At 40.5% G+C, this 18,630-nt stretch carries 17 protein-coding genes; 11 read left to right on the top strand and 6 right to left on the bottom strand.

Annotated features, from left to right (window positions below):
• Positions 1-78 precede the first annotated feature (78 nt).
• The 4 genes from FAX86_RS10900 (at position 79) to FAX86_RS10885 (ending at position 5,081) form a co-directional block, all read left to right on the top strand.
• Complete coding sequence (locus FAX86_RS10900) at positions 79-675, top strand: pYEATS domain-containing protein (RefSeq protein ID WP_164503544.1); 597 nt, start codon at positions 79-81, stop codon at positions 673-675.
• 205 nt (positions 676-880) lie between these two features.
• The gene (locus FAX86_RS10895; RefSeq protein WP_144393448.1) at positions 881-1,708 is read left to right on the top strand and encodes a zinc metalloprotease; all 828 of its coding nucleotides are present in this window, start codon (positions 881-883) and stop codon (positions 1,706-1,708) included.
• Between the two features lie 185 nt (positions 1,709-1,893).
• The gene (chrA, locus tag FAX86_RS10890) at positions 1,894-3,105 is read left to right on the top strand and encodes a chromate efflux transporter (RefSeq protein ID WP_144393447.1); all 1,212 of its coding nucleotides are present in this window, start codon (positions 1,894-1,896) and stop codon (positions 3,103-3,105) included.
• 293 nt (positions 3,106-3,398) lie between these two features.
• Complete coding sequence (locus FAX86_RS10885; RefSeq protein WP_144393446.1) at positions 3,399-5,081, top strand: Na/Pi cotransporter family protein; 1,683 nt, start codon at positions 3,399-3,401, stop codon at positions 5,079-5,081.
• 94 nt (positions 5,082-5,175) lie between these two features.
• On the opposite strand, the gene FAX86_RS10880 is transcribed toward FAX86_RS10885, so the two are convergent.
• From FAX86_RS10880 to arsC, 5 genes are all read right to left on the bottom strand, one after another.
• Positions 5,176-5,916, bottom strand: coding sequence for a slipin family protein (locus FAX86_RS10880; RefSeq protein ID WP_144393445.1), 741 nt, complete (start codon positions 5,914-5,916; stop codon positions 5,176-5,178).
• A complete protein-coding gene (locus tag FAX86_RS10875) occupies positions 5,917-7,236 on the bottom strand; it encodes an NfeD family protein (protein ID WP_144393444.1) in 1,320 nt (439 codons plus the stop codon).
• 75 nt (positions 7,237-7,311) lie between these two features.
• Positions 7,312-7,686, bottom strand: coding sequence for a DUF2069 domain-containing protein (locus FAX86_RS10870; RefSeq protein ID WP_144393443.1), 375 nt, complete (start codon positions 7,684-7,686; stop codon positions 7,312-7,314).
• A gap of 5 nt (positions 7,687-7,691) precedes the next feature.
• Positions 7,692-8,288 (bottom strand): NAD(P)H:quinone oxidoreductase, encoded by a 597-nt coding sequence (gene wrbA, locus FAX86_RS10865; protein ID WP_144393442.1) that lies wholly within the window; start codon positions 8,286-8,288, stop codon positions 7,692-7,694.
• The gene (gene arsC / locus FAX86_RS10860) at positions 8,285-8,635 is read right to left on the bottom strand and encodes an arsenate reductase (glutaredoxin) (RefSeq protein WP_144393441.1); all 351 of its coding nucleotides are present in this window, start codon (positions 8,633-8,635) and stop codon (positions 8,285-8,287) included. The genes wrbA and arsC overlap by 4 nt, the downstream gene beginning before the upstream one ends.
• Before the next feature lie 57 nt (positions 8,636-8,692).
• On the opposite strand from arsC, the gene FAX86_RS10855 reads away from it, so the two are divergent.
• Entirely contained in the window at positions 8,693-9,901 is a 1,209-nt protein-coding gene (locus tag FAX86_RS10855) for a YihY family inner membrane protein (protein WP_144393440.1), read from the top strand.
• Here FAX86_RS10855 and FAX86_RS10850 read toward each other — a convergent pair.
• Positions 9,864-11,609, bottom strand: a complete 1,746-nt coding sequence (locus tag FAX86_RS10850) for a hypothetical protein (protein WP_144393439.1) — start codon at positions 11,607-11,609, stop codon at positions 9,864-9,866. The genes FAX86_RS10855 and FAX86_RS10850 overlap by 38 nt on opposite strands.
• Before the next feature lie 174 nt (positions 11,610-11,783).
• Between FAX86_RS10850 and FAX86_RS10845 the strand changes: the two genes are divergently transcribed.
• The 6 genes from FAX86_RS10845 to FAX86_RS10820 all read left to right on the top strand — a co-directional run bounded on the left by FAX86_RS10845 (position 11,784) and on the right by FAX86_RS10820 (position 18,625).
• Complete coding sequence (locus tag FAX86_RS10845; RefSeq protein WP_144393438.1) at positions 11,784-12,284, top strand: TlpA family protein disulfide reductase; 501 nt, start codon at positions 11,784-11,786, stop codon at positions 12,282-12,284.
• 104 nt (positions 12,285-12,388) lie between these two features.
• Complete coding sequence (locus tag FAX86_RS10840) at positions 12,389-12,913, top strand: hypothetical protein (protein WP_144393437.1); 525 nt, start codon at positions 12,389-12,391, stop codon at positions 12,911-12,913.
• A gap of 30 nt (positions 12,914-12,943) precedes the next feature.
• Complete coding sequence (locus tag FAX86_RS10835; RefSeq protein WP_144393436.1) at positions 12,944-14,863, top strand: tetratricopeptide repeat protein; 1,920 nt, start codon at positions 12,944-12,946, stop codon at positions 14,861-14,863.
• Positions 14,860-17,700 (top strand): tetratricopeptide repeat protein, encoded by a 2,841-nt coding sequence (locus FAX86_RS10830; protein WP_144393435.1) that lies wholly within the window; start codon positions 14,860-14,862, stop codon positions 17,698-17,700. The genes FAX86_RS10835 and FAX86_RS10830 overlap by 4 nt, the downstream gene beginning before the upstream one ends.
• 2 nt (positions 17,701-17,702) lie before the next feature.
• On the top strand, positions 17,703-18,284 hold the full coding sequence (locus FAX86_RS10825; protein WP_144393434.1) for a tetratricopeptide repeat protein: 582 nt from the start codon (positions 17,703-17,705) through the stop codon (positions 18,282-18,284).
• An 11-nt stretch (positions 18,285-18,295) separates the two neighbouring features.
• Positions 18,296-18,625 carry a hypothetical protein gene (locus tag FAX86_RS10820; protein ID WP_144393433.1) on the top strand — a complete coding sequence of 110 codons (330 nt, stop codon included), beginning with the start codon at positions 18,296-18,298 and terminating at the stop codon, positions 18,623-18,625.
• The last annotated feature ends 5 nt before the right edge of the window (positions 18,626-18,630 follow it).

Here is an 18,630-nt window from a genome sequence, read left to right as displayed (position 1 = left end):
TTTTGGTAATTGCTTGAGAGATTGACAAATACAAAGTATCTTATTTTAAAAAACACCAATCGTTAAATGGAGGTTGCTGTGAAAGAATGGATACCATTAATGCAATCGCTTATCTGGCCTATTTTTATCACTGTTGTTATTTATAAATTTCGCAGTCGGTTTGACGAAATTCTAGAGGCTGTAAAAGTGCGCATTGAAAAAGGAAGTCCATTCAATGTTGGACCTGGCGGTATCAATTTAGGATCGGCGCCACAGTTACCGGATGATCCTGAGCCGGAAGAAATGATTGATGATGGTGTTGAAGTATCGGCTGCTCCAGAGTTAATTGAGAAAGAGCAGAAAATTGAACAAAGCATCGATAATAATCCGATTGAAAAATTACAATTAGTTCACACCTCGCGATTTTTAAAAGTCAAAAATGGACGAGATTATTATCGCATCGTCGTTTCTCTCGATCCTTACAACACGAAAGCATTGTCGCAAGTTGAGAAGGTTGTTTATTTTTTGCATAAAACTTTCCGGAATCCTGTACGAGAAGTGACTGATTCTAAATCCAATTTTGAATTGCGTACTGCGGCTTGGGGGGAGTTCACCATTAGGGCAGAGGTGTATGTGAAGGGAAGTCATGAACCTTTAAGATTGAGTCGTTATCTAGATATTAATACGCGAAAATAAACTGATCTGAATGCTGTACTATCCCAATTGTGAAATTACTTTCGGTTCGCTGATGATAATGGATTAACATGAATGAGCCTTTATATTCATAACGAACAACCATTGATTCGTTAATACCAAAATACACTCAACAGGAAATGACGAATTGCCAGTGAATATCCTAGAATGAAATAAAGACATCATACTGTTGTACAGGAGGTTAAATATGAAGTCTAAATTTCTTTTGGTCGCTTTTTTCGCGAGTCTTCCGACAATTGCCGATCACTCATGGAGTTCCTATCATTGGGCTCGAACCACATCTTCTTTCGATCTAATTGTTGTTAATAGTACCACAAATGACTGGGATCCCTTTGTGACACAGGCTGTTGCCGATTGGTCGAACTCTGCAGTACTTAATATGACTGAAGCAAGTGGTTCAACCAGTAAGAAGGATCGTCGACAGTGTCGCGCACCTGATGGGCAAATTCGTATTTGTAACTTGGAGTATGGCCAAACAGGTTGGCTCGGGATTGCCGGCATCTCTTTAGACTCGAATGGTCATATTATTTCGGGTTATACAAAAATGAACGACACCTACTTTAGTTGGGATTATTACAACTCAGACAATTGGAAGTTAAGCGTTACTTGTCAGGAGTTGGGTCATAATGTTGGGCTCGGTCATCAGGATGAGATTTTCGATAATCAATCGTTGTTTTCCTGTATGGATTATCAAGATCCTCCGTACGAATATCCCAATGCGCACGATTACGAACAGTTAGAAACCATGTATCAACATACTGATAGTTATAACTCTTATTCCTCTGGCGGTAATGATGGTGGAGACGGCGGTGACGGAGGTGATGGCGGTTGTAACTCACCTCCCGGAAAAGGATGTAATAAAGGTGAGCTTGGCAACAATAGTGCTATTGGTTGGGGTGTTTCCTTAGGTCGTCGCGGTAATTTAGAGACATTTATTCGAGTTGACGCGAATGGTATTCGTCATATCACCCATGTTCGTTGGGTTGATGAGGAAGCTCACAAACATCAGCACTAATTATTACTTCTAGTCTTCTTAAACAGCTCAGTATGTTTGATAGCTGAGCTGTTATTTGTCTTAAAAGTTTCATTTGAATTTAGGGACTGGTTTCATGAATTGTGTTTTTTATTTTTATGAATGGATTTAAAATAGGTTAAAACTATTTATCGCTTCTCAGCATTGTCCTTAAAATAAAAATAACTATGCAAATCTACTTCTCAATATTCTCTCGCTTTTTAATTTTAGGCTGCACAAGTTTCGGCGGGCCGGCAGCACATCTTGGGTATTTTCATAAGTTATTTGTCCAAGAGCTTAAGTGGTTATCTGAAGATGATTACTCTCAGATTGTTGCTTTAAGTCAGATATTACCTGGGCCAGGATCGAGTCAAACAGGATTTGCTATTGGACTGCATCGCGGTGGTTTGGCTGGAGGTATTCTCGCATTCTTAGGGTTTACTTTACCTTCATTTATTTTAATGGCGATATTGGCTGTTTATCAGTCTCACTTTACGGATAGTTCAATTTATACTGGGGTCGTTAGTGGCTTAAAATTATTAGCAGTGATCGTTGTGGCTGACGCCGTAATATCAATGGCGAGAACATTTTGTCAAACGCGTTTGTTAATTGGTTTGACCATTGTAACGACTGCGGCATTACTTCTGTTTCCCAGTTTATGGATTCAATTGCTCTTGCTTCTCCTAATGGCAGGTGTTGGAGCGATTTGGGCTCAACCAAAAGTTGGATCGTCGCGTTCAGTAGACGAACGAATTAACGCAAAGAGTGGTTTGATAACGAAGAATGCTTATCTGAGTTCAAAACTTTGGCTGGTTTTATTCCTTATTTTATTTTCCTTCAGTTTAATTTCTCTCGCTTTCGACTATCCTCAGCTTCTTTCAATATTCTCTCAGTTTTATCAATCGGGGAGCTTGGTGTTTGGCGGTGGACATGTTGTGCTTCCATTGCTGCAACAAAGTATGGGCGATACGATTTCTTCAGAGCAATTTATTACGGGGTACGCAGCAGCTCAGGGTGTTCCCGGTCCAATGTTTACTCTAGCTACCTATTTAGGAGCGATTGTTCATGTTGATAATCCATGGATTGGTGCTTTGGTTGCAACACTGGCTATTTTTTTACCGGGCTTTCTGTTGATTCTTGGAGTAAGGCATCAATGGAAAGAATGGTCGAAAAAGCCATTAATTGCAGGAGCAATCAATGGAATTAACGCGGCAGTTGTCGGTCTTTTGGCTGCAGCCTTTTATCAACCCATACTAGTCAATGCGGTGGATGATTCTTTTGATTTGTTAATTGCAATTATAGGATTGCTATTATTGAGAAAGAATAAAGTCCCATTGATTTATCTATTATTGATATCAGTTATAGTCGGTGTATTAAGAACATTCCTAGCAATTTATTGATTCATTGAGTCATTCGGCTTTAATTTTTGAGTGTCATAACCAATAAAAATCAAGGAAAAATTTGAGAGCGCCAATAAACTGATGATTGTTAATTAGTTTTTTGGTTAACTTTAATATTCCTGCTGGTTAAAGCTAATCTTTGTTAATTACTTCCTCTTTTTGCGACTCTTTTTGACTTGATATCGACTACATTTATAAGTAGAGATTAAGTTTTACTGCATTGACTTGACGATGTTACCTCTGTTTTTCAATTTATACTGTGGGGTGTGATCAAAGGTGTCTAATTTTTTGATATGAGTACATTGATAGCGGTTATTGGTGGGCTCGGCGTTTTTATTCTAGCTGTGAGTATGATGACAGATGGCCTAAAGCAAGCGGCAGGATCATCACTAAGAGCCTTACTCGCTGTTTGGACTAGCTCTGCAAGGCGGGGAGTGTTTTCTGGCTTTTTAATGACGGCAATTGTTCAATCTTCTAGTGCGGTAACGGTAGCGACGATTGGCTTTGTTAATGCTGGCTTGTTGACTGTCAGGCAAGCGCTGGGGGTTGTTTATGGTTCTAATGTTGGAACAACGATTACCGGTTGGCTTGTTGTTTTAACGGGATTAAAAGTTGATATACACGCGATTGCTTTACCGTTAATTGGTATTGGCATGTTTATCAGGATGGTGAATAAGGAGGGGAAGTTTCCTTCCATTGGATTGGCCATTGCTGGTTTTGGATTATTCTTTTTAGGCATTGATATATTAAAAGGAGCGTTTGAAACATTAGCGGTAAATTTTGAGTTATCGCAAGTTTCTGCTGATGGTTTTCAAGGTGTGTTAATGTTTCTTTTCGTTGGCATTGTGATGACGGTGGTTACTCAGTCATCGAGTGCGTCCATTGCGTTGACTATTACAGCATCAACAGCGGGAGTTATTCATATTGATGCTGCTGCTTCGATGGTGATTGGCGCCAATGTTGGAACGACATCAACCGCTATTATTGCGACGATCGGTGCAACACCCAATGCAAAACGAGTGGCTCTCGCTCAAGTACTTTTTAATGTTTCTACGGGTATGATTGCCTTATTGTTATTTCCAGTCATGTTTATGTTTATACATGGTTTTAGTCAGTTATTTTATTTATCGACTGAGCCAAGTGTTGCGTTAGCACTATTCCATACCGTCTTTAATATTCTTGGAGTATTAATTATTTTGCCGGTGAACAATCGATTAGCCAATTTTTTGGAGTCTCGATTTGTGAGTTATCAATCTGAGCCCTCCAAATTGAAGTATCTTGATAAAACATTGGTTAATACACCAGTACTTGCCGTTAATGCTTTGATTTTAGAGCTTCGCTCAATGGCAAAGCGAGTATTAGAACTGACAAATGTTTGTAGTTCAAAAGAAAAGATTGCTTTACCTTATGTTTATAGTCAGCAAGAAATTATAAAGCATTTATCGGCTGAAATATCTCGGTTTATTGTGCACATCGAAAGAAACACCATTTCTCAAGAAACAGCAAGTCAGTTGCTCATACTCATGCGAGTGGATGAATATTTATTGAGTTGTGCTAATAACCTTGTGTTAACCAGTGAACAAAAAAAGCAACTGAGCGAGCTCGGAGTTTCTGAACTGAATAGTACCAAGAGCTTTGAGTCTTTTATTATAAGCGTATTTAATCGGCCATATTCGCTGGATGTCGAGCACAGTTTACGAGAATCTCAAAGTAAACACGATGAAGCAAAAGCGAGTTTATTATCTGAATCAGTCGCAGGAAATATTTCATTTCATGGTTTAGCCAATGCGCTAGAGTTTCTAGCTAAGCAATTAAGAATGACTCAGCAGTGGTTAAAAGCGACACGACTATTAAAAAAACTTGAGTTAGAAACAGAAACGATAGACAAGATAGGTGAAGGAGAAATTGATGTTGCTGATATTAAGGATGGAGATGCTGAGTTAAATGATAAATTGAGTAATCGTCAAATCAATTAATTACAAAGCTGTGAAATCGTTCAATCAAATTTCCAAATAAAGAGCCTATCAGTACTGACAGGCCCTTTTCCAGAAGAGGCTACTCAATAAAAAGTTATTTTGATAGTTTGTTCATAATATCGATTGGCAATGGAAAGACAATCGTTGATGTTTTGTCACCAGCAATAGATGATAGTGTGCTTAAATATCTTAACTGAATTGCTTCTTGCTGTTGTGACAGTTTTTTTGCGGCTTCTAAAAGTTTTTCTGAAGCCTGCAGTTCGCCTTCAGCATGAATTACCTTGGCACGCCGTTCTCGTTCAGCTTCTGCTTGTTTTGCAATTGCACGAATCATACTTTCATCAAGATCGACGTGCTTAATTTCGACGTTCGATACTTTAATTCCCCAGCCATCCGTTTGTTTATCAAGAATATTTTGTATGTCTTCATTGAGCTTGTCTCGAGACGCGAGCATTTCGTCCAGTTCGTGTTGTCCTAAAACGGAGCGCAACGTCGTTTGTGCGAGTTGGCTGGTAGCGTCAAAAAAGTTTTCAACGTTGATGATAGCCTTTTGTGAATCGATGACGCGAAAATAAAGAACGGCATTTACCTTGACTGACACGTTATCTTGAGAGATAACATCTTGTGTGGGTACGTCCATAACAACGGTACGCATATCGACTTTGACCATTTGTTGCAGAACGGGGATAACAATGATGAGTCCCGGTCCTTTCACTTTATAAAAGCGACCGAGCATAAAGATTACACCACGCTCGTACTCTCGTAGAATACGAAATGCACTGAACAAAATAACAAGAAAGATACCTGCAATAATAAAAAATGCTTGTGTAGCCACTTAATTCTCCTTAGGAGTTACGGTTACGGTTAAGCCATCAACAGATACGACTTTGAGTGCTTGTCCTTTGGTAATTGGAGTTTGGCTCACTGCTTGCCAAATTTCTCCTCTTAAATAAACGCGACCTTTACCAGTAAAACTTTCGACCGCACTGGCTTCGGAAGACAATAGCTCATCAACGCCACTCACTAAGGGTTGTTTGGTTGATCGAAGTGCGAGATAAATGATACCCGCTGTAATTAATCCTGTTGCGAACCCGAAACCAATAATGAGTGCTGTCGATATTTGATAATAGGGCATTTCGGTATCGATCAATAAAAATGAACCGACGATTAATGCGATCAATCCTCCCAATCCTAATGCACCGAAACTGGGCGCGTAAGCTTCAGCAATGATTAAACCAATGCCCAATAAAATGAGACCGGCTGCCGCATAATTAATGGGTAGCATCTGAAGTGCATAAGCGGCTATAAATAAACATATCGCGCCAGTTATTCCAGCAACAAACCCGCCCGGTTGATAAAACTCAAGAATGATGCCCCAAATACCAACCATCAGAAGTATATAAGCAACGTTTGGGCTTGTGATGACGGATAAGATTTCATTTTTCCAGTCGGGCTCATAAGTGACTAATACTGGATTGCTAAGTTTTATTGTGTGTGTTTTCTCTTGCACAGTGACTGCTCGACCATCGACTTGTTCCATTAGTGATTTGATGTTGGGAGCTATTAAGTCGATGACCTTTTTTTCTAAAGCGTCGTTAGCGGGTAAATTGGCTGCTTCTTGAACCGCTTTTATCGCCCATTCTTCATTTCGATTACGCAATTGCGCTAAACCTCGAATATAGCCAATCGCATCGTTAACGACTTTTTGACGCATATTGTCGGGTTTGGTTTCTTTCTCCTCAGATTTCTCGTCTGGATTGACAGGATTGCTACCGATAGAGACGGGGGTTGCCGAACCTAAATTGGTAGCAGGTGCCATGGCAGCGACATGGCTGGCGTAAAGAATGTAAGTGCCTGCACTGGCCGCTCGAGCACCACTGGGAGAAACGTAAGTGGCGACAGGGACATTAGAATCTAAAATGGATTGAATGATATCTCTCATCGAGAAATCGAGGCCGCCAGGTGTATCCATTTTTAACACGACCAAACTCGCTGAAAAATGATTGGCTTTTAAGAGCCCTTTTTGAATATAGTCGGCAGTTGCCGGGCCTATTGCGCCATGAACATTAAGTACAATAACGGTGTCATTTTTTTCGCTTGCGCCCGAGAATAAAGTGATCCAGCTTACTAACAAAAGCAAAATCAGCCGATTCATGATACTCATCCATAACTCAATGTGTCTTTCTAAAGTATAGATTATTCAATCAAGCTTCAATGTTTGATCAGTAATTCACCTATTTTGTTCGAGCGTTGTAATTTTCTTTTTTATTTGAATCGACATAATCGTGGCGGTGAAAAAAAGAATAACGAGTAAAAGTTCGATAATTGCGATATAGAGTTCGGACTCGCTGGTCATTATAAATACAATGGCGTGACAAAAATAAATCATATTAATGAATTGCGACCAAGCATAAGTGTAATAGCGTTGTTTGAAAATTCCAGGCCCCGGAAAAAGCAAGGGAATCACCCAGATTAATGCAACGAGCCAACTTGCTAAGGTTTCTGAAGGATAAATAAAGGGCCAGGCGAGCAGCAATAATAAAAGCAAGCTATAACTGACTAGCGTCAGTGAATGCCAAACATTGAGTTTTTGATTGAGAGTCATAAAAATTAATGAGTTTTTAATTGTTGAGCAAGTCGAGCGATGCGCTCTCCTTGGGCTTTACATAAGCGTTTTTCTTCGTCACTGAGTGGGCGATCGTTGTTACTTCCTGCAAAGTGCGATGCGCCATACGGGGTTCCGCCCGTTGCTGTATGAAGCAAATCCGTTTCGGAGTAGGGGAGCCCTGATACTAGCATTCCATGATGAAGTAGCGGAATCATCATCGAGAGTAATGTTGCTTCCTGACCACCATGTAAGCTGCTGGTAGAGGTAAACACGCTGGCGGGTTTTCCCGCTAAGGAGCCTGCTAACCATTGTTCGCTGGTTTGTTCCAAAAAATACTTTAGTGGTGTGGCCATATTGCCAAAACGAGTAGGACTACCCAGACATAATCCATCGCATTGCTTTAATTCTTTCAGTGTTACATAAGGATCGCCGGTACTGGGAACATCACTTTCAACTTGCTCGCTGTTGGCTGAGACGCGCGGTACAGTGCGAAGGGTTACATTCGCACCGGCCGATTCTGCCCCACGGGCAATTAACCGAGCCATCTGTTTTGTCGCTCCGCCCGACGAGTAGTAAATGATTAAAACGTTAGCGGTCATAGAATATCCAATACATTTTCTGGCGGTCGACCAATCGCAGCCTTAGTTTTGGTAAATACAACGGGACGTTCAATGACTTTTGGATTCTCGATCATACGTTTAATTTGTTCTTTGGCCGATAATGTATCATCATTTAAACCAGACTCTTTGTATTCAGCTTCTTTTTTTCTCATCAAATCTTGAGGTTTGATTGCAAGAAGTTTGAGTACTTGAGTGAGTTCTTTCTCACTGGGCGGATTTTTTAAATACTCGACTATTTTGGGTTCAACGCCATTTTTTTGCAGCAGCTCAAGCGTTTGGCGAGATTTTGAACAGCGTGGGTTGTGGTAAATGGTATACTCTGACATAGTCAAACCTTTTAATGCATGAGTTAATTTCGAGCGCTATTGTAGGCTGAATTCGAGATGGAAGAAAAGCTTGTTTGGTTGAAACAATTTATCGCATTTACGTTCGATCGATTTGGTAAAGATCATTGTCGAACGATTGCTGCAGAGCTGACTGTAACAAGTTTGCTTTCCATGATTCCGTTTTTAACGGTGGTATTGGCGTTATTGTCGCTTTTTCCACAGTTTCAAGAAATGGAAGCAGATGTGCAGCAATTAATTTTTACTAATTTAATGCCAGAGTCATCACAGACGGTCGAAAACTTTATCAATAAAGCCATTAAGAACACTCAGGGCATGACTTTAGTGGGGGCGGTCTTTTTATTAGTCACTTCAATGATGTTAATGCATACCATTGATCAATCATTTAACAAAATTTGGCAGGTTAAAAAGAAGAGTTCTCCTGTTCGTGTTTTTCTGGTTTACTGGGCTGTGCTAACAATGGGACCTTTGTTATTGGCAATGAGTTTAGCCGTTAGTTCTTATTTTGCGTCTTTACCATTGGTCTCCGACGTTGTTCAAAGTAAAAACAGTATAATGGCTCGAATTATTCCGCTCTTTATGGCATTTGTAGCCTTCACTGTGATGTTTATTGCCGTACCGAATCGGCGAGTTAAAATAAAACACGCTGCAATAGCGGCTATTTTTACAGCGTTTGCTTTTGAGTTGGTTAAATATGGATTCGGTTTATTTGTTAAAACGTTTTCGACTTATCAATTGATCTACGGAGCGTTGGCATCGGTGCCTTTATTCATTATTTGGATGCAAGTTTCATGGATGATTCTTTTAATCGGTGCAGAAATATGTCATGCGCTAGGCGTGTTTCAACCTGAAAGTAAAAAAGTTGCCAGTCATCCGTTTGTATTGGCTGCGCGAATTTTAAAACTTCTCGTAAACTCTCAAGCGCATCGTGAAGTGGTTGATATGAAGCGTATCCAGCAAGAATTACCGAATGTCCAATTGGATAGTTTAGCTAAAGTCATCGACAGACTCGAAAAGGCTAATTTAATCATTGAACTTGATGGCGGTGGTTTTACTTTATCCGGAGACTCGCAAAGTTATCAGTTATCTGAAATTATTGAGGCCGGTATTGTCGAATTGCCCGATGAAAAAGCGATTGAGCGATTGGCTCAGGACGATAAAGAATTAGCGGATAGAATTGCTGTAGGGCGCTCTGCTTTAATAAAGAAACTCAGTGATCCCCTGGTAGCCGAACCGAATCAAGGTTAATTTCGTGATCGTCATGTTTTTCAGGTTCTTCTTCTTGATAGTTAGGTACACTAGTCCATGGAATGGAGCCGTCGTTGAGTTCTGAATCGTGCTCTTCTGGTTCGATAACTTCTAACACTTCTGTTATTTGATATTGAAAAAACTCAACACAAGGTGTCACCATGGTTTCTTTTCTTGCTTTGATATTTTTCACCTTGGCTTTGGTTTTGAGCGTAAAATCACGACCGGCACGATAAGAGCCACGAGAGGCAATTAGCGATAACGGGGTTTTAGCTGTAATTTCTCGTGGTCTCAATAGCAACGCAGGCTGACCTTGTGAATTTTTATTGGTCGACATTTTATTGAAGATACGACTTGGTTCGACCGCGCCATCGATAAATTCTAAACCTGCACTCGTGCCATGGTTATCGTCACCAAACTGCCAACGGCAAATAGCTGGCCGCCAACGAAACGACGGTTTTTTATCGATGTATTCTCGAATAATGACAATTTCTCCAACTCTCAACAAATGAGCAATATTATTAACGCTGGATATGCCGATTCCGCCATCACTCACATTCGATGCTTCCCATTGCATAGGGATGCTGTGTTCATCTTTTAAGAATGACTCAATAGTTTCTGCTTCCCAATGCGTGGCATTCGGTGACAGGCGATGCTTTTCGAGTAATTTATAAATTGAGGATATTCCCCAGATGATATCCAGGCGAGTAATGACGGGATAGCGGCGTCCTTTTCTTTCGACGCGCGCATTCCAGTGGGCAGACATATGTTCCAGTAACGATTGAGCGGTCGTAAGGCGGATGTCTTTATAAAAACCTTCTGGCATAGTGTTTTTACGTGACAGCTCATCCAATTGATATTTCACTTGTCTGATAATATCGAAGGTAAGTAAGAAACAGACGTCTTCGTCGAGTGGGTCACCTTTAAATTGTGCGGCAAACACTGGTTTGAGTTGACTGTTTTGATTAATGACAAAACATTGCGTGTCAGAAAAATCGTTGGGGTCATCGGAGTATTCACTTAAATATACCCAGCGTTCCAGATATTTAAACAATTGCCAGTGTTCACCGGGAGACAAATGATAAGGATCGGATGCGGATAACAAGCAAGTGCGCGCAAAAGTGGCTTCAATCGATGGTAAGCATTGATGAAGTCCTTCTTTAAATATTTCGATATCTTCAATTTCGCGGTGTTGTGCAAAGCCATACAAACCATTACATTCTCGCCACAAGTAAATGGGAATTGGACTGTAAGATTCGTAATGCTCCATCAAAAGCAGTCCCAGGTAGTGCAGAGACAAATTGATCGATTTAATTAAATCTTTATTTTTTCCCCACAGTTTTTTCTTGTGAATTTCAACATCAGTAATAATTTTGTGGGCAAAGGACATTTCACGAGTTAAATGATGGAGATTCTCATTTTCTTTTCTTCGACCTTCCGCACTGGTGACATGAGCCGCTATTGGACGGTAGGTCTCAAAAATTTGAGCATAAGTTTTATCGAACTGGTTGACCAGTTCCTTTCGTGTGCTAATGCTTATTTCTGTTCGGTTCAGGCTGGCAATCGCACGACAAACTTCTGGCACTGTTCTCGCCATATCGCCATAGGGTAAAGATTTCAGCCATTGCTTCAGCTTGGAGGGGTCAGTTTCGACCAACAAGTGCTGTCCTTGCTGTTGCGCAGGGTAAGTTAACCTTGGTGAATCCATTCTCTTTCACTTATCTTGTATTCGTCATTAATACATTGCATAGTTTATCCCATTTGATTTTTGTAACCGCTATCTAATTTGAGTCAAATGATGAAAAATAGTTGATTTAACAGGGAGTTAGCTCAATTATAGATAGAAATGTTCAATCTAAAACATATCGGGAGACGCTAAACTTTGTTTCTGCATAACTCTAATAATAGAACAGGTTTACGCTTGTTACTGATTTTTATCGGCTTTTTCAGCTTATTTTCGTGTAACGGACGCCAAGATGACTCGAGATTTCAGTTGCTTGATGGCGATGAAAAGCAAGTCTCAGATTATCAGGGACGTTGGTTGCTAGTAAACTTTTGGGCTGAGTGGTGTAAGCCCTGCCTGGAAGAAGTGCCTGAACTCAATGCTTTGCACCGCCGCAAAGAAGAGTTCAACTGGGATTTACTCGCTTTTAGTTATGAGCCTGTCAATAACGAACAATTAAATCAAGCGATTACCAAATATGGAATTGAATACCCAATGGTTGCAACAATGCCACAACCTGTCGTTCCCTTCGAGCGACCAAGCAAATTGCCTGCTATGCTTATAATCTCCCCCGATGGAGACGTGCTTGGGCCGCTATACGGAAAACAGGACTTAGAATCTGTTGTAGCGGCAATAAACGAAATAAAACAGCGTCTTTAATTTCTTATTTTGTGCGCAAGTGCTAGTTTTATAAAGGTATTTTTCAGCATAATGCGCTAATAATAATTTGAAGACAGTCATTATTTTAATAGGTGGAAGTTAGCATGCGCTTGTTGCGTGAATCGGTCTTATTGGCATTTCTTTTAATCATGGGCATATGCCGCCTTCAAGCTGCTGAGCAAGAGACTCCCGTTGCAGATTCCCTGGAAGATCTCAAAAAGCAAGTACTGTCGATTAATCGTGAGCTTTTTATTTTAGAGGAGGACTTATTGTTTCCAGCCTCTACGCAAGTAGCTTTTTTCGTTTCAGTGGATGTCGGTTACTTTTTTAAGCTTGATAGCATCAAACTAAAAGTCGATGGTGAGTGGGTGACGCAATATCTGTACACCGATCGAGAGATGGACGCTCTAAAAAGAGGTGCTGTGCAACGTCTTCATGTGGATAATTTCACCACTGGAGAGCACGAGGTGGTTGCTGTGGTCGTCGGATACGGTCCAGAGAAACGCGAATATAAATTGGCTGTTACAGATACTTTCGAAAAAGACACCGATGCCAAGCTCATTGAGATTCAAATTAGAGATGATGCTACCAAAGAGCAGCCCGCGCTTGCTGTGAAACAGTGGAATTAGAGACAAGCACAGAGGTCGTGGTGAGCATAAATGCAATTACATAACTTGCGTTATTTATCAGCCGTTATCATTTTTTCGGCATTGAGTTTTTGTGCGTTTCCCTCTTTTAGCGAAGAGCAACGAACCTCGGCACTGCTATCACTCAATTCTGATGCAAAGATTAAACTCAAAGAACTAGCCTTTGGCGAAATTCTGTACGATTACTATCAAAGAAACTACTTTTCGTCGTTAACTCGTTTAGATGTCGCGGAATATCGAAACGAAGTTGTCGAGCACGTCGATCACATAAAATTACTACGCGGTGTTATGTTTTTAAGCTATGGAATGCTTGAATCGGCCGAGAAAATTTTTGTTGAGTTGCTGGATGAAAATTCGCAAAACGAAAAGCTAGCGCAAGTTCGTTTTTATTTAGCCAAGACTCATTATCTAAATGGAAAAATTGAGCAGGCAGAGTCCCATCTTGAACGAACCTTCGAATTTTTGCCTGAAGAACTGGTGGATGAGGCATTACTTATTCGGTCGCAAATTGCATTTCAAAAAGGTGATATTGCGGCATCAAAAGCATTTTTAGAAGAAATATCTACCGAATCTGAAAAAGGAAAGTATGCGCAATTTAACTTGGCGGTGTATTTATTACAGGCGGGAGACTTAGAGAAAGCGGTTAATTTATTTGATAATTTATACCCTAATCGTGAGTCTAATGATATTGAGCGTTCGTTATTTGATCGTGCAAATTTAGCGCTTGGTTATTATTATCTTGAAAAAAAACAAGCGGAAGACGCGCGCCAGCATTTAATTAATGTACGACTCAATGGGCCATTTAGTAATCGAGCAATTTTAGCTTTAGGTTGGGCTTATTATGAGGGTGAAGAGTTAGCGAAGGCGATAGGTCATTGGCAAGAATTGACAACACGTGACCCTCGAGATCCGTCCGTTCAAGAAGCCACGATGGCGTTGGCGTTTGCGTATTATAGAAATGGGGCCAAGAAGGAAGCTCTTGAAGCTTTTGTAACTGCAGCAGCTAATTTTGGTGAGCAGCTGACTTTAATTGAAAAAGCAAAAACGGACATCAAAGCAGAGTTATTCCAACGTTGGTTAGACAGTCGAGGAATTTTTGGTGATAAGGTCTTTGAGCAATGGGCTGAAGGTGACGTTCCGGTGACTGGCCACGCGATTGAATACTACTTGCAAGAAGTCGTAACTACCAATGAGTTCACTCAATTCTTTCAACGCTTTCAAGAAATGTCTCACTTAAAGAACGTACTGAATCGTTGGCAACGCCAATTACCGGTATTCGAACAAATGCTGGCGAATCACGAACTACGTTATCAAACATTAAAACCAAAGATCGACGAGCAAGCATCGCAAATGCTAAAACAAAACTTTGCTGAGCAATACGAAAGTTTGGCATCAATCGCAGAGCGACAAACACTCAGCGATGATTTATGGTTATTGGCCAATCAAGAAGAACTTGAAGTTTATCATGATTTAATGCGCGTTAAGAAAACCATGGACGCATTGCCAGCGGATCAATTTGACATGGAAGATCAAAGAGAGCAATGGCGGCGAATATATGGTGCCGCTCTCTGGAATTTAGCGGAAAAGTACGGCCCGAAAAAATATCGATTAGAAAAACAGCTTAAAGAAACCCGGGCTGCGTTAGCAGAACTCAAACAACAAACCGTATCGATTCGTACTTCAGGTCAAAAGGCTTCCAGTCGGTTTTTAAATTATGATAAGCGAATTATTGATCTTAAAAATCAGATTTTAAATTTGTTACTCGCAATAGAACTTCGTGTTGAGCAGTCTCGAAAGTCAATGGAGCTGGTTTTATTACAAAAGCTTGAAAAAAGAGAGCAAGAGTTAGATTTTTTATTAGCGCAAACGGAATTGTCGATCGCCAAAATACAAGATGAAGCTATCAATCGCATGTTGGAGCAACGGCAATGAAGCGCTGCTTATTTGTATTAGCGGTATTGTTACTGTTGAATGCTTGTGCTCTCATTGGATTGGGGCGTCAGGGGATTGGGAAAATTCCATTAAGTGAATTGGAACCCACCGTTGAGTTTGTTGAAGAAAAAGAAGTTGAAGTGCCTCAGTCTGACATTGGTAGCGTCGATGCTGACCAAGTGATTTCATCTTATCTTCGACTAATGGAATCTCCTCATGGTGAAGTTCGCCGCCAGGCAATGCGCCGGTTAGCAGATTTGAATATGCGATTAGCGGAAGAAAAGAATGCTGAACTTGCGGAGGGTAAAACATTAGAGTCTTTACCAAAAGCGATGCGAGATTCTAGTTATGCTCGAGCTGCAGAATTGTATCAACAGGTTATTTCTGATTTTCCAAAACAAGCGGATGACGCGACAATTCGTTATCAGTTAGCACGAGCTTTGGCGCTTGATGGTCGTTCCGATGAGTCGTTAGTTGAACTCGATAACTTAGCTGATCAACATGAGCAAGCTGATGAGCTGGTTGAAGTTCAATTCCGGCGAGGTGAGGCTTACTTTTTACGTCGTGAATATCGAGAAGCAGCAGATGCGTATAAGAATGTTTTGTCGATGGGAAAAGATACCGAATTTTATGATAAAGCGTTGTATAAAAATGGTTGGTCTCGATTCAAACTTTTCGATTATGAGGGCGCACTGGAAAACTTCTTTCCGTTGCTTGAACGTTTGAAAGAGGGTGCGGACGTTAATGAAGATGTGAAAATGGTGACTCAAGAGTTAATTAAAGACACGAGTCGAGCTATTTCATTATCGTTTTACCAATTGGAAGGACCGACATCGGTTAGCCGATATTTTGCAGAAAAAGGTCGCACAGAATATGAACATGAAATTTATGATGATCTTGCTGCACTGTATTTAAAACAAGAGCGTTTTCAGGATGCGGCAAAAACTTATGATGCATTTGTCCAGCAAAATCCATTACATCCGAAAGCTGCTTTCTTTCAGTTGAATGTTATTAAAACTTATGTCGAAGGTGGCTTCCCTTCATTAGTATTACCTGCGAAAGAGTCTTTTTTAAAGCAATTTGGTGTGAAGAGTGAGTATTGGACACAAGCTGATGATAATTTAAAGGCGACCTTGAAGCCAAATGTCATTACTAATTTGGAAGAAGTATCGAGTCATTATCATGCGAAAGCACAACGAGAAAAAAGTAAAAGTAGCTATTTAGTCGCGGCCGACTGGTATAGCCACTTTCTTGAACTATCACAAGATGAAAAGGACGTTGCCCCCTATCATTTCTTAATGGCTGAAGCTTTTTATGATGCGAAGGAGTATCAAAGAGCCATTAAAGAATTTGATATCATCGCTTATCAATATCAAACTTATGCAAAACGTGAGCAAGCGGCTTACAATATCTTGCTTGCTTATCAAGCACTAGAGCAACAAACGGATCCTAAGAATGTTGCTGCTATAAATCAGTATAAAGAACAAACTATTAACTATACTTTGTTATACGCCGAGTATTTTCCTGAATCGCAACGTTCTGCTGAATTGTTGTTAAGAGCATCGGAACAACTATTAACTTTTAATCGGGTAGATGAATCTATTCAAGCGTCAGAAAAATTATTAGCTTTACCCGGAGTAAAGAAAAAGGAGCTGACAGATCGGGCAAAAGTTATTATTGCGAATGGTTTATTTGATCAAAAGAAATACAAAGAAGCCGAGCAGGCGTTGTCCAGAGTTCTGGTTGAAGTTACTTTAAAGCCAAAGGATCGACAAGAGTTTCAAGAGCGTCGAGCAGAGTCTATTTTTAAACAAGCTGAAGCATTCCAAGAAGCGAAACAAATTGATCTAGCGATCGCTGAATATCAACGCTTAATTTCGGTTGAACCAAATTCCAGTATTCGGCCGAAAGCAGAAATTGAAGCTGCTGTTTTGTTAATGCAGCAAGAAAAGTGGCAAGAGGCGAAAAACGCACTTGAAGGATTTCGAGGTCGTTTTAGTCAACATCCATTAGCTGAAGGTCTTGATGAACGACTTGCGTTTGTTTATGAAAAGTTATCGCTGTGGTCGGACGCGGCATCGGCTTATCAAAGAATTGCCAGTAAAACGAAAGATCCCAATAAAGCGCGTGAGATACAATGGTACGTTGCAGACTTGTATTTAAAGGCTGGCAACTCCAGTGCGGCGATTGTGGCTTTTAAAACGTATTACGACAAACATAAAGAGCCTTTCGTGCAATCGATGGAGGCACAAGCAAAATTAGTCGAGCTTTACCAAAAAGCAGGCAACGACTCACAAGTGACATTTTGGCGAAACAAAATTGTCAGTAGTTATCGAACTGCGGGCGCCAAAAATACTGATCGAACACGATATTTGGCAGCTCAATCGGCTTTCGAATTGGCTGAACCTATGTATGAGCAGTTCAAGCAAATTAAATTAACGTTACCTTTGAATAAATCATTACCGAGAAAGCGGGCAATGATGGACAAGGCATTAAAGGCTTACGGTGATATTGGTAAGTTTAAAGTTGCCGAATTTACTACTGCCAGCACACACCGAGTGGGGGAGTTGTATTTAAACTTGGCAAAAGACATTATCAATTCTGAGCGACCACCTGGGATGAGTGAGTTGGAGCTTGAGGAGTATCAATATTTAATTGAAGATCAAGCTTTTCCAATTGAAGAAAAAGCAATTGAAATATTCTCTTCTAACTCTGGCCGTGCGGCACAAAGTATTTATGATGAGTGGGTTAAGAAGTCATTTGAAGCTCTCTCAGGTCTTCAACCTGCACGATACAATAAACAAGAGTTGATTGAATCGTGGTTTGGAGGAAGTTAACGATGCGTTTTATTGGAATTTTTATACTCGTTCTCATACTGGCCGGTTGTGCCGGTAAGGGGCGTATTTCGGATGATGAAGCGGCTAAACTACCCGAGTTTATGTTAGAGGAATTACCGGGTGGATTATCGGATATTTTGAAAAAAGCGAAGAGTGAAGCCAATGAAGGCGAATTAGATCGTGCTGATGAAACGCTCGATTCAGGCAAAGATAAATATGCCAACTATCCGCAAATTGAACTGAATCAAGCTTTGCTTGATATTCAGCGTGAAGAACACGAGGATGCTCTTGAGCATATTGAGAAAGCATTAGTTGCAAGACCAAACTATCCTCCTGCACTTAATCTAAAAGGCTATGTGAGCCGCCTAGAAGGTGATTTTGATACAGCAAAAGCAGCGTATCAACAGTCAATCAGTGTGGAACCCAAATACACTAAGCCTTATTTAAACCTTGGCATATTAGCTGATTTGTATTTGCAAGATTACGAGTTAGCACTCGATTCTTTTGAACGCTATCTTGAGCGAGTTGACGAAGACGAGAAAGTTTCCGGCTGGATTGTTGAGCTGAAACGCAGGATGCCATGAGGAGAGAGCACATGAAGATGCGATTTATTTTTGTTTTATTTTCAATCGTAGCGATGTCTGTTGGAGCTGCAGAAGAGCAAAATACATCAGAAAATGCAACAACGGTTGTTCGCGATGCGGGACTCGGATTGACAATTAAAGGCAATAAAGAGCTTCCTAATGTACTTTATATTGTACCGTGGCGTAAAGGACCGAGAAATGACGTTTCACCGATTCAAGGTCGAATAGTTGATGAAGTTTATGGGCCGATTGAAAGTCACGTTTTTGAGCGTCGAGTGAAATTATTTAGACAATTACAACCTGACGAAGATGCAACTGTAGTTTCTGATAGCGATGAGTGATATTT

This window comes from Pleionea sediminis (assembly GCF_007570825.1).
GTDB classification, from domain to species: domain Bacteria; phylum Pseudomonadota; class Gammaproteobacteria; order Enterobacterales; family Kangiellaceae; genus Pleionea; species Pleionea sediminis.
The sequence above is the reverse complement of the archived record's forward strand: the minus strand, read 5'-3'. Positions and strand labels throughout refer to the sequence as shown.